General features: G+C 42.3%; 16 protein-coding genes and 1 riboswitch. All 16 genes read right to left on the bottom strand.

Annotated elements, in window-relative coordinates; all coding sequences use genetic code 11:
• Positions 1-88: 88 nt before the first annotated feature.
• The 16 genes from J2S11_RS19155 to J2S11_RS19080 all read right to left on the bottom strand — a co-directional run bounded on the left by J2S11_RS19155 (position 89) and on the right by J2S11_RS19080 (position 22,807).
• Positions 89-364 carry a hypothetical protein gene (locus J2S11_RS19155; protein WP_307397363.1) on the bottom strand — a complete coding sequence of 92 codons (276 nt, stop codon included), beginning with the start codon at positions 362-364 and terminating at the stop codon, positions 89-91.
• Positions 365-748: 384 nt separating this feature from the next.
• Positions 749-1,438, bottom strand: coding sequence for a metal-dependent hydrolase (locus J2S11_RS19150; protein ID WP_307397361.1), 690 nt, complete (start codon positions 1,436-1,438; stop codon positions 749-751).
• A 158-nt stretch (positions 1,439-1,596) separates the two neighbouring features.
• Entirely contained in the window at positions 1,597-2,946 is a 1,350-nt protein-coding gene (locus J2S11_RS19145; RefSeq protein ID WP_307397359.1) for a glucose-6-phosphate isomerase, read from the bottom strand.
• Positions 2,947-3,105: 159 nt separating this feature from the next.
• Entirely contained in the window at positions 3,106-5,814 is a 2,709-nt protein-coding gene (locus tag J2S11_RS19140; RefSeq protein WP_307397357.1) for an AAA family ATPase, read from the bottom strand.
• Positions 5,811-7,085, bottom strand: a complete 1,275-nt coding sequence (locus J2S11_RS19135; protein ID WP_307397355.1) for a metallophosphoesterase family protein — start codon at positions 7,083-7,085, stop codon at positions 5,811-5,813. The genes J2S11_RS19140 and J2S11_RS19135 overlap by 4 nt, the downstream gene beginning before the upstream one ends.
• A 143-nt stretch (positions 7,086-7,228) precedes the next feature.
• Entirely contained in the window at positions 7,229-8,470 is a 1,242-nt protein-coding gene (locus J2S11_RS19130; protein ID WP_307397352.1) for a sensor domain-containing diguanylate cyclase, read from the bottom strand.
• 71 nt (positions 8,471-8,541) lie between these two features.
• Positions 8,542-8,652: riboswitch (cyclic di-GMP riboswitch) on the bottom strand.
• Between the two features lie 210 nt (positions 8,653-8,862).
• Positions 8,863-9,585, bottom strand: a complete 723-nt coding sequence (locus J2S11_RS19125) for an amino acid ABC transporter ATP-binding protein (protein ID WP_307397350.1) — start codon at positions 9,583-9,585, stop codon at positions 8,863-8,865.
• Positions 9,582-10,283: an amino acid ABC transporter permease gene (locus tag J2S11_RS19120; protein WP_307397348.1), complete on the bottom strand. Its 702-nt coding sequence runs from the start codon at positions 10,281-10,283 to the stop codon at positions 9,582-9,584. Before J2S11_RS19120 ends, J2S11_RS19125 begins: the two co-directional genes overlap by 4 nt.
• 128 nt (positions 10,284-10,411) lie before the next feature.
• On the bottom strand, positions 10,412-11,239 hold the full coding sequence (locus J2S11_RS19115) for a basic amino acid ABC transporter substrate-binding protein (protein WP_307397346.1): 828 nt from the start codon (positions 11,237-11,239) through the stop codon (positions 10,412-10,414).
• A gap of 456 nt (positions 11,240-11,695) precedes the next feature.
• Positions 11,696-16,189, bottom strand: coding sequence for an OmpL47-type beta-barrel domain-containing protein (locus J2S11_RS19110; protein ID WP_307397344.1), 4,494 nt, complete (start codon positions 16,187-16,189; stop codon positions 11,696-11,698).
• 59 nt (positions 16,190-16,248) lie between these two features.
• On the bottom strand, positions 16,249-16,485 hold the full coding sequence (locus J2S11_RS19105; protein ID WP_307397342.1) for a hypothetical protein: 237 nt from the start codon (positions 16,483-16,485) through the stop codon (positions 16,249-16,251).
• Between the two features lie 293 nt (positions 16,486-16,778).
• Positions 16,779-17,789, bottom strand: coding sequence for a tetratricopeptide repeat protein (locus J2S11_RS19100; RefSeq protein ID WP_307397340.1), 1,011 nt, complete (start codon positions 17,787-17,789; stop codon positions 16,779-16,781).
• A 299-nt stretch (positions 17,790-18,088) separates the two neighbouring features.
• Positions 18,089-19,906, bottom strand: a complete 1,818-nt coding sequence (locus J2S11_RS19095; protein WP_307397338.1) for an FAD-dependent oxidoreductase — start codon at positions 19,904-19,906, stop codon at positions 18,089-18,091.
• A 115-nt stretch (positions 19,907-20,021) separates the two neighbouring features.
• Positions 20,022-21,203 carry an NAD(P)/FAD-dependent oxidoreductase gene (locus tag J2S11_RS19090; RefSeq protein WP_307397336.1) on the bottom strand — a complete coding sequence of 394 codons (1,182 nt, stop codon included), beginning with the start codon at positions 21,201-21,203 and terminating at the stop codon, positions 20,022-20,024.
• A gap of 69 nt (positions 21,204-21,272) precedes the next feature.
• Positions 21,273-22,202 (bottom strand): dihydrodipicolinate synthase family protein, encoded by a 930-nt coding sequence (locus J2S11_RS19085; RefSeq protein ID WP_307397335.1) that lies wholly within the window; start codon positions 22,200-22,202, stop codon positions 21,273-21,275.
• Positions 22,203-22,261: 59 nt separating this feature from the next.
• Complete coding sequence (locus J2S11_RS19080; protein ID WP_307397333.1) at positions 22,262-22,807, bottom strand: helix-turn-helix domain-containing protein; 546 nt, start codon at positions 22,805-22,807, stop codon at positions 22,262-22,264.
• Positions 22,808-22,834: the final 27 nt, after the last annotated feature.

The raw sequence follows: 22,834 nt of genomic DNA, 5'->3' as shown, positions 1-22,834 counted from the left end.
TTACACCATACTTTCTTTGCAGTTACCCTATCCTATAATTATACAGATAATACTGAAAAGAAAGCAACTTATCAGAAAATCTGCGTAATTAATGGGATCTCATCCGTCTAGGCTTATACCGATTAATTCTTCGAATAGCTTCCCTTTGCTCTCTAGTTGACACAGGCTTAGCCACTCTTTCACCCCGCCCTAATCGGAGGATTCCGTATAGATTAGCCCCAATTACAAGAACACATAAAGCAAGCCATAATACGCCAAAGCCAAATTCTATCGTTGTCCCATAAAAGGGAAGTCTAGGTAAGGCAAAAAGAAATAAGGCACACGCTAAGGTAAATGAGATCCATAGTCTTGTTTTCAGCTTCATCATATTTCCTCCTGTAACAGAACATTTTTAGGAACAAGGCTTGTTCCACTTATCTTGTTTCATGTATACGACATGAGAGAGGAAAATATGTTCAAATTAAAATATGATAAAACTGAAGATTATCTTAAACGGAGAATATAGGCAAACAGTACAAGCTCAAGCTAAAATATATACAAAAAAAGAGCGTAGCTAGAGAGCTACGCCTGTTTATTTTAAGGGGGTTTTTCATCTTGTCTTTATTCTAACGGATTAATATTACAGGAGTGTTACAACAACATGTCAAGTTCGTTACATTTCCTAACAAAGCCCTTGCTTTTTTCATCTTCCGTTTTTTATTTTTTATTAATTCGACACAAACACCCCTTAGTTGAGCCGTTTGAAAGCTTACAGGGTAATCGACTCCGTAGATTCAAGAACCTGCCCCTCTATCCCTTTTGCTTTAAGCTGCTGTACGAATTGATGTGGATCCTGTTCGATAGGAGGAAACGTGTTGTAATGCATAGGAATAACTTTATTCGCTTTCACCCACTCCGCAGCTAACAGAGCATCCTCAGGTCCCATAGTAAAGTTATCACCAATAGGTAGGAAGGCAAGGTCGATAGAATGTAGCTCTCCGAGGAGCTTCATGTCTCCGAATAAAGCAGTGTCACCTGCATGATATATCGTCTTTCCTTCAACAGTTAACAAAATCCCTGCTGGCATCCCTGTGTAGATAATATTTTGCCCTTCTTCATCTACTACGGCCGAACCGTGAAACGCTTGAGTAAATTTCACTTTCCCGAACTCAAATTCACGTGCTCCTCCGATATGCATCGGGTGCGTGTTACAGCCCTTCCAGCTCAAGTATACAGCTAGCTCATTTGGTGCTATAACGGTGGCATTATGACGTTTGGCTAGCTCAACCGTATCTCCTACATGATCTCCATGACCATGCGTTAATAGAATATAGTCAGCCTTTACATCGTTCGCACTAATTTTGGCTAAAGGATTTCCTGTAATAAAAGGATCAATAAGAATAGAAGCTTGCTCTGTTTCAACGTGCACCACACTGTGTCCATGATACGTTATTTTCATGCTTTATTCCTCCACTTCCTCTTGATTTGATTCATTACGGCTCATTCATTTCTGCTAATTCATAACAGTTGACTGATTACAGTTGAATTCTTTTACACTTAATCCTGTACAACGTTATAGTTAACCAATAACCGTTCCTCTCCTTCTATAAACGGACACTAGTTAGATAAGCGTTTCTCAAGCTCCTCTTTTTCCTTTTCAAAGCCTGGCTTACCTAGTAAGGCAAACATATTTTTCTTATATGCCTCAACGCCTGGTTGATCAAACGGATTAACGCCCAATAAATATCCACTTATTCCACATGCTTTTTCAAAGAAGTAGACAAGATGTCCAAACGCCTTAGCTGAAATCTCTGGAATCGTTACAACTAGGTTAGGAACTCCACCATCTACATGGGCAATTAACGTACCTTGAAACGCCTTTTTGTTAACGTCCTCTAGAGTCTTACCAGCTACAAAGTTTAAACCATCTAGGTTCTGCGGGTCCTCCTGAATCACAAGCTTATTTTCTATCTTTTCAATTTGAAGGACTGTTTCAAATAGATCACGACGACCATCCTGTATGTACTGACCCATGGAATGGAGGTCTGTTGTAAAATCTACGGCTGCAGGGAAAATTCCCTTTTGATCCTTGCCTTCACTTTCTCCAAACAATTGCTTCCACCACTCTGAAAAGTAGTGTAGAGAAGGCTCATAGTTGACCATCAGCTCAATTGTCTTCCCTTTATTATATAGGGCATTTCTCACTACAGCATATTGATAGCATTGGTTTTGTGCTAGATCAGGATTAGCATACTCAAGACGAGCTTCCTGAGCCCCTTCCATCATTTCAGTAATATTAATCCCTGCTACAGCAATAGGTAACAAACCAACAGCCGTCAGAACAGAATACCTTCCTCCTACATCATCAGGAACGACAAAGGTTTCATATCCTTTTTCCGTTGCTAGCTGTTTTAAAGCTCCTTTTTCCTTATCTGTTGTGGCGAAGATTCTAGACTTAGCTCCCTCTTCCCCATATTTCTTTTCTAGTAGCTCCCTAAAGATACGGAACGCTACAGCAGGCTCTGTTGTAGTTCCAGATTTTGAAATGACGTTAATGGAAAAATCCTTTCCTTCAAGCATCTCGATGACATGATTCAAATAGGTTGAGCTTATGTTCTGACCTACGAAATAGATCTCTGGTGTTGCTCGCTTCTCTTTAGGCAACTGGTTGTAAAAAGAATGCGTTAGAAGGTCTAACGCTGCCTTCGCTCCTAAATATGAGCCACCAATCCCGACTACAAGCAATACATCACTTGTTTCTTGGATCTGCTTGGCAGATTCCTGAATGCGCTTAAACTCCTCCTGATCATAATCCTGTGGTAGATCAACCCAGCCTACATAGTCACTTCCCGCTCCTGATTTATCATGTAGCATCTGATGGGCAGTCTGTAGCAGTGGCTCTAAATGGGTTAATTCCTCTTGACGTACAATGGGTAAGGCGTTGGTATAATCAAATTTTACAGTCATGTCTGTTTCCCTCCACGTTCTGTTTAAATTACATTTTCTTCACTCATTCAAAAGTATATCACCAAGGCTCATTTCCTCCAAGTTACCCTAAGCCTAATCCGCGCAAAAAATCAAAGGGTAAGGCGTAAAGATGATGAAATTTCACATTGTATTACAGATTTATATAGATACCGGTGACCTTTGAGCCTTGTTCCACTCAATGACTTGGAGCTTACTCCCCGAATCCAAAGCTTGAAATTGATCGATGTAATGCTCATGGCAGGTAAAAAGAATAACTTGGTGTGTATCCGCTAAGCTAAGCAATCCTCTAAACACCTCTTGTAATCGCTTTGAGTCAAAGTGAACAAAAGGATCGTCCATAATGATGGGGAGCACAGCTTGTTCTTCATACTGCTTTATTAGGGCAAAACGCATCGCTAAATAGAGCTGTTCCTTCGTTCCCGTGCTAAGCATGGAGGACTCCCAGCGCTTCCCGTTATGATCCACAAGGACTAGCTCCTTTTCTCCCATAGGAGCAATAACCTGCTGATAGCGCTTCAACGTGAAGGCACTCATAAAGGCACTTGCCTGCTGCAAAATAGCTGGCTGACGTTCCTCCTCATACACCCGGCGTGTCCTCTCACATAGCTCTCTAGCTACAGAATAAGCCGCCCACTCCTTAGCTTTTTCTCTAAAGCTCGCTTTTTTCTGTTCAAACTCATGCTGTAGGGAGGCTAGAGTATCCTCCTGCTCTATTTGCTCAAGGCTTTGCTTCAAATGCCCCATATACTGAGCATGATCCTCGATCTGTTTGAGCAGTTCTTCATAGCTCGCGGCAAGCTCTTTGCTTTTTCCCTCAATCTCCGCTATTGTCCATTGATCAAGCTCATCCTTTAGATGAGACAGCTCCTGTGGAAGCTGTTCAAGGAGCGCGCTGTATTCCGCGCTAAGCTGTGTATAGCTCCTTTTGCATTCTAACCATTCTCTATGCTGCTCCTGCTCCAGCTTAAGTTTATGGCTTAAAAGCTCTAGGATAGCTTGTCCTCCTGTTTCCGTTTCAGACGAGTAGAACGAAGCGTTCCCTTCCTCTTCTTGATATCGCTCGTCTAGATTTACTCGATCTTCCCGATTTATTCCCTGTTTTTCAAACACCTGATAGAGGGACCTCAGCGCTCGCTCCCACTTTATAATTGGGCTTTCAAGCTGAGCCTTCATCTTCTCTAAACTCTTGCTTTTCAGTATATCCTGCTGTACCTTTTCAATGGTCTCCAGAAGCTTCTCTACACGCAAGGATTTCCCCAATGGCTTAATGCCTAACAAAGCTAGAGACTCCAGTGCTCGTTGATATGTGCTTTGGAGCTCTTGCTCAGCTTCAAGCACCTTCCCTTCATACTCCTGAACATCCTGCCGTAAAAACTGAGCATCCTGCTTAGCTGCTTGAAGCACTATATTTTGCTGAGCTAAATGCTCCTCCTGCTTATGCATAAGATTAGACCAGTGCTCATGTACTCCTTCTGCCCCATTAGTCCATCTGTAAGCTAGTACAGCCACCAAGATAAAGGCTGCCCCTACAAGCCCTGCCTCCCAAGCATGTCCCTGAATCCCTAGAACACCAGTCACGACCAGTCCCAGTAACGCCGTACATATCCAAAGCCAGTTCTTTGTTAAATGTAGGCGTTTATTTTTAGTTCTACCACGAGCAGCAAAGCCTTCATTTCCTATTCCTTCGTCCTGCCTACTTTGTTGATCGGCATAGCTTTTCTGTGTTTCCTGCCATTTATGCTCGGCCCGCTTGGACGCTTCCTGCTTTTCTATTAATCTTTCCTTCATCATGTGCAGTCTAGATTCATCCCGATCATAGAGTTGAATCATATCTAGAAGCTGCTCTTTAACCGGAATGGATAAGACTACATGCTCCACTTTCTCTATACTCCATTGTGGTCCTAAGCGGCTTATACTCGCTTGAATGTCTTCTTTCAGCTTACTTTGCTCCCGATCAACACTGGCTAGCTCCTGTTCCTTTTCACGAATCATCATCGCATTCATTTGAAGCTCATAAAGCTCGGCCTCATAAGGCAGCAGCTTGCTTTCAATAGCCTCGAGCTCGCTCATCGTGACCTGAAGCTTTCGCCTTCTTTGAAGAAGGACAAACAGCTGAGCCAGAATCTCATACGCTTCTTTTTCTCTTTCTAGCTGAGTCCTATGCTTTTTGTATAAGCCTAACTGTTCTTCAGCACGCTGAAGCTCCTGCTGAATAGGCTTGTATTGGATAAGCTTCTTCTCTAATGCCGTGATCCGATTCTGTTCCAGCTCTAATTGTGCAAGAAGCTGATTTAGCTCAGGGTTCGTTGCCCTTGGCTTAAATAGCTCTTCCTGCTTCTTTTTCAGCCTCTTTTCAACGTCGAGTAGGCTGAGACCGCCTCCGCCCATAGCAGCACTATGCAGATAAGCCGTAACCTCGTCCTCCTGTAGCGTTTCTAATCGCTGGAGCTCCTGATGACTGAAGCAAAAAATATTGGAGAACAAAGAGGATGAGATACCTCCTAGTTTTTCTTGCACAGCTCTTTGACCTTCTGCTATAAAATGTCCTTGCTCATCATACAAGGATACTTTCCCCGCTTTAGTTGAAGCGTTCCTTTCAATCCTTAAGAGCTGATCGTCTTCATTTGTCAACATAAGCTGAGCAGAAGTATTTGGATTCGCATAGGTAGACAGAATACCCTTTGAATTAAAACCAAAAAGCACAGCACGAATAGCCGCATGAATTGTTGACTTCCCTGCCTCATTTGGACCATAAATAATTGTAATAGGAGAAGCAAGCTGTTCCTCAGTGAGCTTTAGTTGTGCATACTGACCATACTGTTCTAAGAATAAGGAGGTCATTCTCATCGCCTTGAATCTCCTAACCATTCATGAAGCAAGTACGATTCAGCTTGACGAAGCACCTCTTTTTGTTCATCAGGGCTAAAAGGCTCAAGAAACACTTTAGCTCGTTGGTGCTTTAATAGCTCCTTATTAATACTGCTCCATTCCTCCTCTAAATTGGACTGATTGCTTTCCCAATGATCTACTAGATTCATAATGTCCTGAAATACAGCAGAGGTTTGCCTAGCATCCTCTCTCAGATAGCTTGATGTACCATGAAAACTGAAGGATTCCAGCCAAGTATTAGATTCATTTTCACCACCATATTCCTGTCCCTGTTGAATATGCTGAACAATCCCCTCTATCGTCTCACGCTCTATTAAAATATTGGCTAACTCTGTGATTCCTGTTCCCTTTAGTCGTAAAATCAATGCACTTCCAGAATACAACTCTTCTAACTTCTCTATATCCTGCTCAAGCCTCTCCATTAGCTCATCTACCGTTTCTAAATCTGTTACATCCACTTCCTGCTCTAGCCACACAAATTGCTGTACGGCTTCAAAGGCCACATCAAGCACCCGATTTTCCTCCACAGTAACTACAAAGAAGCCTTTTTCCCCATGTTCACGAATATGTCTGCCTTGTATATTACCAGGGTACCCAATAAAAGGAGTCTGTTGTAGCACTTTCCTTTGGTGTACATGGCCCAGTGCCCAATAATCTAAGCCTGCGTCTAGCAAATCCTGCCTAGAGCAAGGGGCATAATTTTCATGCGCTCGATCTCCCTCACAGTTCGTATGCAGCATACCAAGAGAAAACAGCTCTTCATCTTCTCTAGTAAACAAAGTCGCTAGATTCCTAGATACCTTAGCTGTTTCATAGCTAATCCCATAGATGTGAGCGACTTCTCTACCTTCTATTGTAAAGCTTTGTCTCCCCACCGTATTGGCCGGGAAAACATAAACATTTGGCGGTAAGCTAAGCTCTATAAAAGTGCCATCCAAAGGATCGTGGTTTCCATGAATGATGTAACACATAATGCCTGCTTGATGTAAGCGTTCCATTTCATTCTTAAACAGAAGCTGGGCCTGTACACTTCTATGACTTTGATCAAAAATATCTCCTGAGATGACGATAAAATCGATCTCTTGATCTATAGCAAAGGTAATCATTTCTTGAAAGGCTTGCGAAACCGAGTGGATGATCCTCTTCTTAAGCTTCTCTGGAACCTTAACTAACCCCTTAAACGGACTGCCTAAATGAATATCTGCTGTATGTATAAATCGAAAACTCATAATCAATAACACCTCCACAGAAACAAATGTTCTGTTCTCATCATACATGAATAGTTAGGAAGAATAAAGGGAGTAAAAAAGCTTTCGCAGGAAAGGAACCCCTTCAGCACGTCATGAAGTCCTTTTTCTGTGAAAGCTATTTGTTACATAGAATGTAATTCACTGTATAGAGTGACCGTGTTTTTCCCGTTCTTTTTCGATCGATACATGGCCATATCTGCCAGCCTTTTCAACTCATCCCCATTTGTTGTGTCCATAGGAAATTGAGCAATGCCAACACTGATCGTTGATGAGATGTATTCACCATTGTAGTCAAGTGGGTTGTTTTGCAGAAATTCTTGGATCTCATGTGTTTTCTGAAGGAGAGCTTGAATGTCTGTAACCGGCGTAATAATCATAAATTCATCACCTGCGTACCGGTACGCCTCTTCCCCTTCCTTTAAATGCTTCAGTAAGACCTCAGAAATATACTGTATCAATTGATCTCCCACATGATGCCCATAACGATCATTAATCTTCTTTAAGCTGTCCGAATCAAGCATGATTAGGGAAATCGGCTGATCGTTTGCCGACTTTGTTTTCTTTTCAAGATCAAGGTGGAACTTCCTGCTGTTTTTAATCTTCGTTAGATCATCCTTAACAGACATCTCATACACTTTATCATATAATGTAGCCGTTTCAATGGCGCTAGCAACCTGAACACCAATAATACTTAGAAGCTCCTCATGCTCAATACGATAAGCAAACTGACGATAATTCTGAGCAGAGATGACCCCTTTAATTTGGTTATTTAGAATCATCGGGACAAAAATACATGTCTCGGTATTTTGCTCAGGATTTCCCCACTTCAAAATCCCTTCTGCATGCTGGAAGGCTTCTTGTCCATTGCGAATATGTACCGTACTCCGATTCTTGATAACAGTAGAAACAATTCCCGTGCCAAAGGAGTAGGAGACTGGTTCATAGGATACACCATTATCCATGCGAAATGGGATATGAAATTCTTGCTCCCCTTCACGGTACAAAGCAATAATAAATGCATCAGTGTCCATTACACTTGAAACTAACTCGTATGCTTTTTCGTAAATCTTGTCCTTTTCGAAGGTGTGAGAAAATGTTTGACCTAAATCATGTAACACTTTAAGATGCTTAGACATCCAGTGCAGGGTCTTAATTTCTTCATTAATCTTGAGGAATTCTTGGATAAAATCCTGATGCAACCTCTTCTCCTCTTTGGATACTGTTTCAGAGTCAACGATCTGTTGTTCAAGTTTCGCTAAAAAAGAAGGAGATAGGTTTTCGGTATCAATCTTCTTAAATACAGCATAGTACTTCTGCAGCATCTCAAAATGAAACTGACTATTTGTCTGACCTGTGTTAAACAAATTCTCACCTCCTCCGGCACATATATGGATAAAAAAGAAAATCACTCCGAAAAGTGATTTAGAACGCCGCTACTGGTAACGTGACAACCATAGGTAATCAATCAACTTCATAAAAAGTTGAATCACCTTTAGGTTCATCGCTTTGCGTCCTTCCCTTTCGGAGAAGTTTGCCCTTAACATTAACCGTATGCTTTTATATTCTTTTTTAATTATATGACTAATTACCTAGGAGTACAAGCCATTCTTGTTAACAAGTTCTTACATATTTCGACAGAAATATAGGTATTTATACCTTGTGCAATTTTCATTTTTTAGTATTGAGCTATTTCACGATCTGCGAAGTCCTTCTGTTATAAGGCTATAAAACAAATAAGCAGAATAGTTCTAATGACCTATAGAACCTTGCTTAGAAAAGCCTTCGTTCTTTCATGCTGTGGATTAGAGAATAATTCCGAAGGGATATTTTCCTCTACAATATACCCCCCATCCATAAATAGAACTCGATCTCCTACCTCCCTGGCAAAGCCCATTTCATGGGTAACCACGACCATAGTCATTCCTTCTAGGGCGAGCTGCTTCATAACCTCCAGCACCTCACCAACCATTTCTGGATCAAGAGCTGACGTAGGCTCATCAAAAAGCATAATTTTGGGTTCCATCGCCAATGCTCTAGCAATAGCGACACGCTGCTTCTGTCCACCCGAAAGAGAATCAGGGTACTGATCCTTCTTCTCGGAAAGTCCAACCTTTTGCAGCAAATCGAGAGCTTTCTGCTCTGCTTGTTCCTTTGTCCACTTACGCACTTTGATCGGCGCTAACGTAATATTCTCTAGAACGGTCTTATGCGGAAAGAGATTGAACTGCTGGAACACCATCCCAACCTCTGTTCGAATCTGATTAATATTGCTTTCCTTTGCTGTGATATCCTGTCCATTGATGTACACATGTCCACCTGTAATCTCTTCAAGTAGATTAAGACATCTCAAAAAAGTACTTTTCCCCGATCCGCTGGGGCCAATCACACAGACTACCTCTTGTGCTTTAATTTCACAGGAGATATCCTTAAGTACCTCGAGCATGCCAAATTTTTTGTTTAAGTGCTCGACCTTAATCATTTTACACCCTCCGTACTGTAGCGTTTTTCTAGGTAACGAACAAATCTAGCTAATACTAAAGTCATGATAAGATAGATAACAGCTACGGGTAAATATGCCTCCCATGCTTTAAAGGTAGCACCTTGAACTGTTTTTCCTGCATACATAATATCCTTAAATGAAATAACCATAAGTAAGGATGAGTCCTTCAATAGCATAATCGTCTCGTTTCCTAGCGGTGGAAGCATACGCTTAAATGCTTGAGGCAAAATAATGTTCCACGTCGCCTGCCAATACGTCATTCCTAAGGATCTAGAAGCCTCCATTTGTCCCTTATCTAGAGATTGAATTCCCGCTCTAAAAATTTCTGCCACATACGCTGCGGAGTTTAGAGACAAAGCAACGATACCTGAAACCCATACACCTTGTGATGAACCAAATATAGTAGGCAATAAGGCAGAATGAATAATCAAGATTTGTACCAAAAGAGGCGTACCACGAAATACATCAATAAAAGTTAGGGTAATACCCCTTAAGATCTTAAAGCTTGATAGCCTTGCCAGACCAATTATGACACCAAGTATCGTACCTATAATCACTGATATAAAAGTAATCTGAAGGGTATTCCAAGCACCTTGTAAATATATGGAGCGATAGGCGTATACCAACCTTAGGTCAAAATTTAATACGTTCTGAAAAAAATCAAAAAGCCAATCCAATTCGCTCACTTCCTTCCTGCATTAAGCTAGTAACGCTTGCTGAGCTCTCGTTCAGCTAAAGATAAGGAAAGCGCAACATGGCGCTGCATGTTGCGCTTTATATCCATTCGAGCTATACACTCATTTTCTTACTCTTCACCAGGCTCTTCTCCGAAATACTTGCTATAAATCTCGTCGTATTTCCCATTTTCTTTAATTTTAGCTAATCCACTATTTAGTGTATCCAGTAATTCTGTGTTTCCTTTTTTCACAACAATTCCATAGTTCTCAACGTCAAACGAATCATCATGAATGGATTTAAAATTAGCATCTGGATTATTTTTAATATACTCTAGGATTACAACGTTATCTGCTACGACAGCATCAATTCCTTGGTTCACCATTTCCATTAATGCAACTGGTGTTGATTCGTAACGATTAATGTCATTTGAAGTTGCTCCTAGTAAGCCAGATACCGCAATATCACCAGTTGTTCCTGTTTGTACACCAACCTTTTTCCCTTCTAGGTCAGCAAAACTTTCAATATCTGAATCTGCTGGAACAGCAATTAACTGAGTCGCTTCAAAATAAGAATCAGTAAAGTCCATATCCTGTTGACGCTCTTCTGTAATTGTAACAGCAGAGATCAATACATCTCTTTCACCATTTTGTAGCGCTAGGAAGATCCCTTCCCATGCTGTGTTTTGGAAATCTAGCTCCAAATTCTCTTCCTCAGCAATCGCACTTAGGATATCAATATCAAAACCAGCAATGTCACCACTTGGCTCAACATACTCAAATGGAGCATAAGCTGCATCTGTACCAACCACTAGCTTTTGTGTCGCTTCTCCACTTCCATTTCCTTCTCCTGATCCCGTCTGTCCATCCGAAGAGTCTTGTCCACAGCCAGCTGCTACAAGAACAAGTAGTAAGGCCACAACTAAAAATCCTAGCTTTCCTTTCCATACACGTTTCAATTTCATTTCCCCCTAATCATTTTTAGTTTCATCATAGACTAGTCGAACAAATTGTGCGAATACTCTTGCTTAACTAAAAAATGTATATTTATAAATTGACTATGTTATATTATACTATCTCAGGATCAAATGTAAATGATAAAGTATCGAAAGCCTTTTCATATATATTCAATTTTTTGGTCTTTCATTCTCTTAAATTGAAAGCACATGCTTCCAAAAAGGTGGTAAATCTATTGATAAGACACCAACAAAGTACATCTATCTTTCGTCGTTTTCTTAGTTTCTATATCAAGTACTCTCTTTAGCTTGGCATAATAAGGAAGGTGAGTTTTGGTTTTAGAGAAGAAAAATAAAAGGCTTCCCAGAGATCATATTACCGACCTTAAGGGAAACCATTTAATTAAGATTAAATTATTTATCCTGTTTACTTCAGAAGCAGTGGTGCTCTTGATATGATTATTTCTGAAGGAAGCGAAGTAAAAGAACAACGGCCTCAGCTCGTGTCGAGTTACCTTGTGGAACAAAATGCAGAGCATCTCTTCCTTGAACAAGCCCTCTTTCACTAGCTGCTGCAACGTAACCCAATGCCCAAGATGGAATATTTGTTGCATCTGCAAATTGATCTGTCAGTAGATTTCCTGACAATGATTCCAGTCCAAACGCTTTAGCTATCATGGTAAGCATTTCAACACGAGTTACTAATCGGTTTGGTCTGAACGAACCATCCTCGTAACCAGTAACAATTCCTAAGGATTTTGCCTGAGTAACGGCATCTTTGGCCCAATCCGGTATATTTTGGTCATCTACAAACGATGTACCTGCCTCTTCTGTATGTCTTTCTGTATTTCTTTCTGTATTTCTTTCTTCAATACTTTCATTTAGTTCAAATACACCATTATCTTCTTTGTGAAGATCAGCCGAGTTCTCTAAGCTTAGAGCGTTCATCAGCATCTGAATAAACTGCGCTCGTGTAACGGGGGCATTTGGCTTAAATGAACCATCACCATAGCCTTGAACAACCCCACAATTAGAAACCTGAGTAATGGCTTGCTCTGCCCAGTGTCCTTTTACATCTGCAAATTGGCTTTGTGTTGATGCTGGTGCAGGACAATGTATTTCTAGTAAATCTGGTTTTTCTGGTGGTTTCGGTGACTCTTCTTCCTTATCCTCAGGCTTGTTAGGTTCTACCTGTGTAGGAGGACTTGGCCACGGGGGTTCCACCGGGTACTCTGGATTAATTGGATTCGGACGGACGCTTCTAGTGATAGCAAGGGTATAAACCTGTACACTCACTCCATCCTCTGCCGTAATGATGATCTCAATGGTTTGTTCACCAAATTCTAAGGAGATCGGATTACTCACAGCACCCCCGTCCCGATGCAAGGCGACCGTTGCCCCTTGATCGGCAGGCTCCACTTCAATTGTAATGATTTGAATGTTAAAAGGAACCTGAGCTGTATAATGATAAGTGGACTCTGTCACCGTTTCATTCAAAGGAACACCTTGAATAGATAAAGAGCGAAGACCTGAATTTGTGGAAACGACAGAAAAGCTTCTTTCAATCGACCACTCACTTTCATGGCCAACGGCGTCTACAGCTTGAGCTTGAACGATATACTGGCCAAAATCAAGCTCTGAAACGGGTACAAAGTGCCAGTTGCCCTGTTCGTCTGCTTGCGTCGTTCCTGCACCATTTCCATTAATAGAAATATGAACAGTGGCTAGACTCTCCGCTATTCCAGAAATAGTTGGCAGCTGCATCGTTGTCTGGCTTTCTTCTTCTGGAGTTAGGATAACCGGTGGCCAAGGTGGCTCTGTATCAATTTCCCAAGTCAGTGGAGCCGACAATAGGCTCGTATTACCAGCACGATCCGTTGAATCCGCTTGAACGGTGTATATTCCGTCTGCTAGTGGCTCTGACCTAGTGAAGCTCCATTCACCCTGAAGGTTGGTATACACATCGCCAGTAACTGTTCCATTTAGGTAAATAGTAACTAGTGAGCTAGACTCAGCAAGCCCAGTAATCTCGAATTGTGCCTGACCGATCATAGCACCGTCTAAAGGATTTAAAATGGTTGGAGCCTCTGGAGCCGCCGTATCCACGGTAAATGTACGCTCCTCACTCTCTGCACTTTCATTTCCTAATTGATCGATGGCTCGGACACTCACTGTATAGCTCTGATCCTGTAGACCATCCAAAGTAATTGCCCACTCTCCAGCATGGTTACTCATCACCTCATCTGCCTGAGAACCGTTGACTGTAGCTACTATCCGTACCTCTGGCTCAGCATACCCAGACACACTCACACTCGTTTGATTCGTATACGTATCTTCTAAAGGCTGTAAAATGAATGGTATGGTCGGAGGTGTGCGCTTAATCCTGACAAAGCTCTGAGCAACTTCACTTCTATTTCCTACAGCATCTATGCTTCTGGCTTCAATTAAACTTTCGCCTTCTTCTGTTATGCTAAGCTCACCCGTGTAAACATCCCAATCTAATTCAGTAGCTCCAGTTACTCTGTATTCCGTTAAAGCAACACCTGATCCCATATCCTCTCCAGGGATAATGGAAACGGCTACCGAATCTACAGATACCCACTCTGCTGTAGCAGGTACAACCTGTGGAGGTGAAGGTGGTGTTCTATCGAGCTTCACGCTTGCTTCAGCAATCTCACTGGTATTTCCTGCTCTGTCTACCATGCGGGCAAATATGAAAGTCTCTCCTTCTTCTAGGATAACGATTGGTTCTCCGTAGATCGTCCAATCCTGCACAGTAGCTCCAGAAAGACTATATTCCATGCGATCAATCCCTGATCGATCATCCACTCCTTCTGTAGCGACTACCTCTACTTGATTAGCGTTGGTCCAGTCACTCTCTCCCACAATTAGGATCGGTTCTTCTGGTGCAGTCTTATCAAGATAGAAATTTTCTGTACGAATTTCACTGTGGTTTCCTGCATGGTCTACGACCCTGGCAGACACCGTTGTCTGTCCTTCGGTAGAAATCACAATAGGTGAGCTATATATAGCCCAATCTTGGGTCATCGCTCCAGAGAGCTGATATTCAATATCACGAATACCTGATAAGCTGTCGTTTCCTGCTACAATCGTTACATGGATATCCTCTGACCTCCACTCCTGATCAGCTGGGCTGATCGTTGGAAGAGCTGGTGGCGTGCGATCCAATCGTACGACACTTTCAACGACTGAGCTCATATTGCCCGCTAGATCTACACTTCTAGCGAGAATCGTTGTTTCACCTTCATTTTCTATAGTGATGGGGCTGTCTGGATAGATCGTCCAATCTAGGGTGGTTGCTCCTGACAAGCTATATTCGGTATAAGCAACTCCAGATTGAGTATCAGTTCCACCTTGAATGGTTACTTCAACACTGTCTTCATTGCTCCAATCCGTAGCGGTGTGTGTCACTATCGGTATTGTTGGTGCTGTGCGATCTATACGTACACTAGCACTGGCCCCTAGGCTCGTATTTCCTGCATTGTCAATGCTCCTTGCTTCAATAGAGGTTTGGCCATCTGCACTGATTGTAAGCGGGGCTGTATAAGTAGTCCAAGCACTTCCTGTAGCACCAGTAAGTCTATATTCCGTTCGGTTCATACCTGATAGTGTATCCGTTCCAGGAGTAATCGTGATCTGAACATCATTTCTGCTCCAATCAGTTGTTGCAGGAATGACCGTTGGTGTCGTTGGAGCTGTTTTATCAATTCGAATATCCGCTGAACTTTCTTCACTCACATTCCCAGCTCTATCAACGGCACGGGCATGGATGGTTGTAATGCCCTCGTTTGGCACCATAATTTGACCTGTATATGTCATCCAGTCTAGGGCTAGAGCTCCAGAAAAGCTTACCTCCATATGACTTACACCTGATCCACCAAAATCCTGACTACCTGTTAACGTAACATTAATATTGGACGAGCTCCACGTTGCAGAAGGTCCATTAATCACGGGCGCTGTTGGAGGAAGCTTATCAATTCGAACAACAGCAGAGGCCAGCTCACTAACATTTCCAGAGAGATCCACCGTTCTAGCCCATACCGTGGTTTCACCAGAATTAGAAATGGTAATCACTTCGTTATCTGTATAGTCCGTCCAGTCACGGGTTGTAGCCCCTGCCAAACTGTACTCCGTATAAGCAACACCTGACTCGTGATCCACTCCTGGAGTAATGGTTAGCTGAACATTTTCCGTAACCCAATTTTCCATAGCTCCGTGGATCGTTGGAGCAGAGGGCGGCTCAAAATCAAAGCTCAGCTTATAAACCTTACGATTGTTCTCATAAGTGTCTCTATTATAACCACCTATGACATAGATCTCCCCATTCGTTTCTACCAAGCTGGTATTAGTAAGTCTAGTGGTGTGCTGACTTGTTACTGTCCACGTATTTATATCAGGGTCATATAAGTAAAAATATCGATCACTCATAACAAGCACTTTGCCATTAGGAAGCGTAATTTGACTATGCCTTTGGAGGGAATCGAAATCTGAATCTGGATATGGGACATCCCTGACAGTCTCCCAACCGTCTGTATCAGGATCGTAAATCAAAGCTCTTCTTGTAAGAAGAAATCCGTCCTGCCCTCCTGTTAAAAGGACACGCCCATCCTTCAGTGTGCTTTGAGCTGGCTCAAAGGCACCACTAGGCATTGATGCACCCACACTCCAGCTATTCGTTGAAGGGTTGTATAGATAAACATCATTGTAGGCTGGCATATTTGCACTGTATAAGTCATATGATCCACCAGCAATCATAATCCGTCCATCTAACAAGACACTTTGTGAGTTACCGTAAACAATCTTAGGCAGAGCAGCCCCATTACTCCATGAATGTTGAAGCGTATTATATAGTTTCGGCTCAATATTAAAGGAATACCCCGAACCGAAGTTATAGCTACCACCACCAGATACAAACGCTCTCCCATCTAGCATCTCAGATTGTCTATGATAAGCAATTGGGACAGTAGAGTTAAACGTGGACCATGACAAGATTACAGGATTAAAAACGTAAGATCATCAACATTCGAAGAATTACGTCCTCCAGTAACTAGAATTAACGACCCATTTTGCATCGTACTCGCACTGACTCCATTTAATGAAACAGGCATATCCGCAGATTCAGGGAGTGGCTCCATGATTACTGCAGCCTTGACTGACTCCATTAAGCCTGTCGATAGCCCAACACATACCACCAAAATGAATAAGCCCATACATCGTTTACGAATCAATCTTTCTCCTCCTCAGTTATCAAACCAACTTCTTCATAACTAAAAAGTATATATAATCATTGATAACAAGGATATTAACTAAAGTTAACTTATTCATTTTTTATCGTTTTTTTCTTGAAGAAGCTAATCTACCATGCATCTTTAACTGAGATAATGTCTACCATTACTCAGATTACAAAAACTGCATGTATATAGAAAGCCCACCTCATAAACACAGAGGTAGGCTTTTATTTGCTTTTGAACAAAAGAATTAGATTGAATTAGCTTAAAGTTTATATTCACCAATAATCACTTTAGAGATCAGTTAATGACTGATTGATCCACGTAACCTGTGTCGACTTCTTGTTAGGATCCTGTTTATAACCAGCTATCGCTGCTAGACACTCATCTAAACCTTCATGCATATAGATTATTTTTTCTGATATGAGCTCCTTAGCTTTAATGTAGTAAGACTCTGCAGAAGCCCAATCCCCTGATTTATCAAGACATTGTGCCATGTATGAATAAGCGGAGCCCATGCTTGGAGAAATTCGGATTACCTCTTTGAAATAGAAAAAGGCCTCCTTATATGCCATCCTTTCAAGAAACGCAGGTACCCCCTTACGATAATAGGGCATACAGGCTACATCAAATCCCTCCCGAAATATCGACTCTCCATTTCGCATCGCCTTATACATGTCAGATGTCCGATAGACAAAATTATTTTCGTAGGAATACTCGACCTCATCAATGTACTCTTCTTTCAAGGCGTAATAGGAAGCATGGTCACGAAACAAAGGATTTTCCGAGCGGTATGGCTCTACCATATAATCTTCATATAAGGCAAAAATAGCTGTATGAGGGCTAATATCGTAGCCATTAAGATCATAATTCCAAGCTATAAAAAGGGGCGCAGTGACATTACGACGAGGGAAGGTTGTTACTGTGTTATCATCTTCAGCAAGCACCATCTGAAAATACCTTATGGTTTCCTTCCCCTTACATATCTGAAAATTGTTCATGTTCAGCACATCAACGTCAACGTCTCCTGTCACATAATAGGCTAACGAATGCTCATGAGCAACTCTCAGATTACCATTCACAACAAGTAAAATGCTTGAAGGATAGTAGGCGAATGGGATAGGAAGCTTTTCCTCTAGCTCCACATCTCCATCAGCAAATAGAATAGTAGGAGGAACCAGATATTCTTCATCCTCGTTAGGATTAATGAAATAAGGAATACTTAGTCTTTTTAAGACTTCGTGATAGTCTAATTGTACAAACGGTGCAATATGTTCTGGTTTTAAAAGCTCTTCTCGATCCATTGCCATTCCTCCTTAAATATCCTAATTTAAGCTATTTTTCAAGCCAATTATTGACCCCATAATTAGTTTACTAGCTCATATGTATTATTGATATTACAACTATTTATTCTATCTTATTCTCAAGCTATCACTACTTACTCTCTCAAGTCAATTAATTATGTTCCATTTTCATATAACAGATCCATAGAGCAAAGCCCACCTCATCATAAAGATCAGGTGGGCTTTGCTAGACCATTACATAATAACCAAGACGATTCATTTGTATAGTTATTTATAAGCACATGGTACACATGCGCTTATTATCTAGTTTTCTCAAGTTGTTTAACCATCTGTTTAATAGTTACTGGCTTAACCGGAAAACGAGCCGTTAGAGAGTCCCCAACAGCCTTTTCACCCCATTGATGACTAGCGATTTCCTGTAGGGTACGTTCACAATAGCGTCCCTGACATAGCCCCATGCCACAGCGAGTCATTAGCTTAACTGCATTCATGGAGGAAACATGAGAATGCTCCTGCAGTGTGTCTTCAATCGATCTATAGGAGACCTCTTCGCAGCGGCAGACATACGTTTCAGGCTTACGCTTGAGTAATGGTAGTGGGTCAAAGGTAAGATCTGTTGCTTTCCCCAGCATTTCAGCAAAAGCCATCCAGGAGCTGCGCTCTTTAATTAAGGATTGATGCCATGCTTTTTTTTGCTCATAGTGTTGGGGACTGAGCTCCTTCAATAGAGATAGGGCTGCTATTCTCCCTTCAACTTCCGATAGCTCAGCTCCACCTACACCATTCAATTCCCCAGCTACTCGAATAGTAGGGATACTACTCTGCATCTCTTCATTAACTTCAACCAACCAACCTCCGTTAGCTCCATCAAAACGTGTTTTACAGCCTATTTGGCGGGCTAGCTCACTTGATGCTGTAAAACCATAGCACAGTCCCACCACATCACATTGAACCTCATACGCGGATTCCTCAGAAACCTCGCCGTTTTGATTTAGCCTTGCAAGCTTTAGCCTCTCCACCTGATCATCCCCTTCAGCTTCCAAGGGAATCGTATTAAACCACAATGGAACCTTGGCTTTACGCACAGCTTGAAGGGCACTTAAGAGCTCCTTGCTTTTCCTCCAACGCCTTAATCCACTCATTCCATACGTAAACAATTCATGAAGCTTTGGAAAGCCTTGAGCAAAAGCGATTCCTTTAATTTGCCCTCCCATCTGCAGAATCTGTTTGGCTACAATAAGAATAAAGGGGTGGCTCCCTGCAAGAAGGATCGCTTTACCCGGTATATAACGCTGAGTTTTAGCAAAAATTTGCAAGCCTCCCGCACTCATCACTCCAGGCTTAGTCCATCCCTGAAAGGGAAACAGGCGATCATACGCACCAGTAGCTAGGATAATCTGTTTCGTTTGAATCGCTACCTCATTCTCTAGATGAATGAGGTAGCTTTCTCTATCATGCTCACTCGTGCTTACGTTCCCCTCTTCATTCACCGTGGAAATGGACCATACTGTTGCACCAAAGATACGGTACACATCCTGCTTCTCAGCGACACGCTGAACCAAAGGATTCGGAGAGAGGACATGTTGTTTTTGGAAATTCTCTGAGGCCTGACGATAAATTTGCCCTCCAGATGCCTGCTGTTCTTCTATGAGGACAACCCGTAGCCCTTTTCCTGAAAGCTCTTCGCCCGCCCCTAGTCCTGCTGGCCCTGCCCCGATTATAGCTACATCATAAGGAGCCGTATTCTTTCTCAGATTACTCTCAATGTGTCTATTTCCTTCACCGTCAGCACCAACAGCTCGTCCTTCTTCCTCCCCTTCAGCCATAGATAGCTGCTCAAAGTCTGGAGTAGTATGGACAACCATCCCCTCCTCGACCTCGATCATACAGGCTCTAATGTTCCCTTTTCCCTGCACGTAAACAGAGCACTCAAAGCATACTCCCATGTTACATACAGGACCACGTACATCACCGAATCGAGTTTGGCGATAGCCCAAGCCTTTTACCTCACTTATAGCTGTCGCTAAGGAGTATCCTTTAGGAATAGCATAGTTGTTATGATCAATGTTGATCGTTATCTGTTGCTCTAACACATGTAGTGATTTCTTCTCACTCATACGAATCATCTCCATCTATATCCATCTTACTAGACCCAAAGTGGTAATTACTCTAATCCCAGGTTTCCTTGCCAATGTCACACCGGCATCCTTCTTACTTTGAGCAAGTGAGAGATTAAGACATAAATAAATTTAAATGGGATAGCTTTTTTGGTAAAAAGGCATCTATTTTAAAGTCTGTTGAACCCGTCATAATTAGGTCAGCAAGAATGGAGCCATACAGTGGTCCAAACGTAAATCCTGAGCCTCCTGCTGCAATCCATACCCCTTTTCTTTCCGGTACTTCCCCAAGCAAAGGAAGCTGATCAGCGGTAATTCCTGTCACCCCTGGCCAGCTTCTCAGCAATCGTAGATTACCTACATGTGGCACAAGCTCCATCGCAATCTCACAATTTTGCTGCACAGCCTCTGGTAGAATGATAGGAGCTTGGGAGAAATCAAGCTTACCTGCACGCTTGGCAAATTTAGAGGACCAGCCCCCACCAATAAGGACGTTTCCATCTCTAACCTGCTTTAGCGTAATGCGTTTCCCTACATGCTGTATCATATGATGAATAAACGGAGTTGTTGGCTCAGTTACGTTCATCGTTAAGGGCACAGCAAACATAGGGATATGCAGTCCCAGCATTTCAGCTAAATCCTCAATCCATGCTCCAGCAGCGAGGACAATATGTTCAGCCTCGTAGCGCTCCTCCCCATTGACCTGTACTAGCCATTTCCCTTTTCGTCTTGTCAGATCTGTTACTCTGGATTCTGTTAAAATAGTAGCGCCAAACTCACTGGCTCTCTTTGCATATTGTGGCGTAACCAAACGTGGATTTGCATGTCCCTCAAGGGGACAAAAAGCAGCACCGATCACTCGCTTAGACAGATAAGGCGCAAGCCCTCTGGCTTCCTCTCCCGTCAAGAGCTCTGTGTTCAAGCTCCACTTCTTCTCCAGCTCATATTTCTTCTTTAAAAGCTCAAGCTCTTCTGCCGTTTCCGCCACCATAAAGCCGCCATGCTGAATCACTTCCATGTCCGCTTGCAGCTCTTCTTCAAGTCCTTGCCACATTTTTTCTGAAGTGATAGACATGGGAATAAGCTCTCCCATCTCCTTCTCAAGCTCTTTCCAGAACCTAACCATCCGAAATTCAAGCTGAAAATGCAAGCTACCGGCGTTCTGTCCAGAAGCCTGACGATTAAGCTGTCCCCGTTCAGAGAGAACCACCTGAGCACCACGCTTAGCTAAATGGTAAGCCGTGGCACAGCCAACTAGTCCTCCTCCAATGACAAATACATCTGCTCTTTGGACCATGTCCACGTCCTCCTATGAATACCCAATATCCATCTCAGGATGTTTAATCATTTAATCAGGCTAGGCCGTTTACTGATATTCAACCTGTTCAACCTGTTCTAGTGTTTCTTTAACCTTAAGCTGCTGCTCTGTGGTTAATGGTAGAATCGGCAGACGCGGATAGCCACCTGGCAAGCCCCTGAGATTTAAAGCGGTTTTAACAATCGCTTGCGGTGAGCCGTATTTAGCGGAGAAGTCCTGATTAAACCAAGATTGAAACAGGAATTGATCCTTACGCCCACATTGCAGGGCCTGCTCAACATCCCCCTGCCAGATAAAGTTATAAAAATTAGGATGGACACGGCCAAGTACAGCTCCTGCTCCCATTGTTCCGTCTCCGCCGTACTCTTTAATCAATGTAAGACCCAGCTCATTCATCGGAAAGCCGAAATAACGAAGCTTATCCTTCACAGCAAAAAACGTAGATACAAAGTTTTGTAAACTAGGCGTAGAGTTTTTGATGGCTACAACCTTTTCTATATCCGCTAATCGACTGACCAATTCAGCGCTCATATCTAGGTTCGCTCCTCTTGGCCAATTATAGATACAAATCGGTAGCTCTACAAGCTCACTTACATTTTCGTAGAAGGCAACTAACTCATCATCAGTAGGTACAATATAAGGCGATGGTGCTACTAATATCCCGTCAAGTCCCACTGCTTTAGCAGCAGCCGCTTGCTCAGCAACCTCTAACGCTGTATAGGCTGTACAGCCCCCAATCAAAGGAATCCTGCCTTCAACCACTTCAGCAGCCACCTTAAAGATTTCTTTCTTTTCCTCTAAGCTTTGACTGAACCACTCACCTGTCGTTCCGTTAAGAACTAGGCCGTGCATCCCTTCCTCCACAAGCCATTCTAATAAGCTTCTCCAACCAGACCAGTCAACCTCACCATTCTCTAAAAACGGCGTAGAAATCGCTGGTAGATAGCCCTTCCACTCTACAGAATGTTTATCCATCATTCATCATCTCCCAATCTTCACTAAAGCTGCTGTACTTGTTGTCTTAAGAGTAAAGCGGCTTATCTAGAGCTTACATATAAAAACTTAATCGCTTCATTTGTTTTATTCAGCCAGTTATGCGGTGTCGTAGATTCCATATGAAGGCTTTCTCCAGCCTGCAGAGCTAGCTCACCATCCTCAAAAATAACCGTCAAGGTTCCCTCTAACACAAAGATAAATTCTTGACCATTATGGGCTAAAGCTCTGCCCCCTTCGTTCCGGGGCTGGAGAGTAACGAGTGTCGGTAAAAAGGTTTGGTTTGGAAAATTCCCAGACAGGTCCTTGTACGTAAAGTTTGAGACGGCCATGTCTTCCTCTAATGACTGCTGTTTATGGACGGCAATTTTACTTTTTATTTCCTGACCCTTTTGATCGGAGAAGAAAAAGCTCGGACTAACCTCAAGCGCTTCTGATATTTTCATTAAGGATTCTAAGGTAACAGAGCATTTGGCATGCTCCACCTGTGATAAAAAGCTAATCGAAAGGTTTGTTTTCTCCGAGATTTGCTTTAACGTCATTTTTTTGCTTTTTCTTACACTTTTAAGACGATCACCTATATTCTCCATTGGAACTCCTCCACTTCAAACTAATCT

It is taken from the genome of Bacillus horti (assembly GCF_030813115.1).
GTDB lineage: Bacteria > Bacillota > Bacilli > Caldalkalibacillales > JCM-10596 > Bacillus_CH > Bacillus_CH horti.
The sequence above is the reverse complement of the archived record's forward strand: the minus strand, read 5'-3'. Positions and strand labels throughout refer to the sequence as shown.

Excerpts from the sequence above, each read along its gene's own strand:
- J2S11_RS19135 (WP_307397355.1), bottom strand. The coding sequence starts at position 7,085 with ATGAGTTTTCGATTTATACATACAGCAGATATTCATTTAGGCAGTCCG.
- J2S11_RS19095 (WP_307397338.1), bottom strand. The coding sequence starts at position 19,906 with ATGAGTGAGAAGAAATCACTACATGTGTTAGAGCAACAGATAACGATC.
- J2S11_RS19145 (WP_307397359.1), bottom strand. The coding sequence starts at position 2,946 with ATGACTGTAAAATTTGATTATACCAACGCCTTACCCATTGTACGTCAA.
- J2S11_RS19080 (WP_307397333.1), bottom strand. The coding sequence starts at position 22,807 with ATGGAGAATATAGGTGATCGTCTTAAAAGTGTAAGAAAAAGCAAAAAA.
- J2S11_RS19140 (WP_307397357.1), bottom strand. The coding sequence starts at position 5,814 with ATGAGAATGACCTCCTTATTCTTAGAACAGTATGGTCAGTATGCACAA.
- J2S11_RS19100 (WP_307397340.1), bottom strand. The coding sequence starts at position 17,789 with ATGGATCGAGAAGAGCTTTTAAAACCAGAACATATTGCACCGTTTGTA.
- J2S11_RS19150 (WP_307397361.1), bottom strand. The coding sequence starts at position 1,438 with ATGAAAATAACGTATCATGGACACAGTGTGGTGCACGTTGAAACAGAG.
- J2S11_RS19090 (WP_307397336.1), bottom strand. The coding sequence starts at position 21,203 with ATGGTCCAAAGAGCAGATGTATTTGTCATTGGAGGAGGACTAGTTGGC.
- J2S11_RS19110 (WP_307397344.1), bottom strand. The coding sequence starts at position 16,189 with ATGCTAGATGGGAGAGCGTTTGTATCTGGTGGTGGTAGCTATAACTTC.
- J2S11_RS19125 (WP_307397350.1), bottom strand. The coding sequence starts at position 9,585 with ATGATTAAGGTCGAGCACTTAAACAAAAAATTTGGCATGCTCGAGGTA.
- J2S11_RS19155 (WP_307397363.1), bottom strand. The coding sequence starts at position 364 with ATGAAGCTGAAAACAAGACTATGGATCTCATTTACCTTAGCGTGTGCC.
- J2S11_RS19085 (WP_307397335.1), bottom strand. The coding sequence starts at position 22,202 with ATGATGGATAAACATTCTGTAGAGTGGAAGGGCTATCTACCAGCGATT.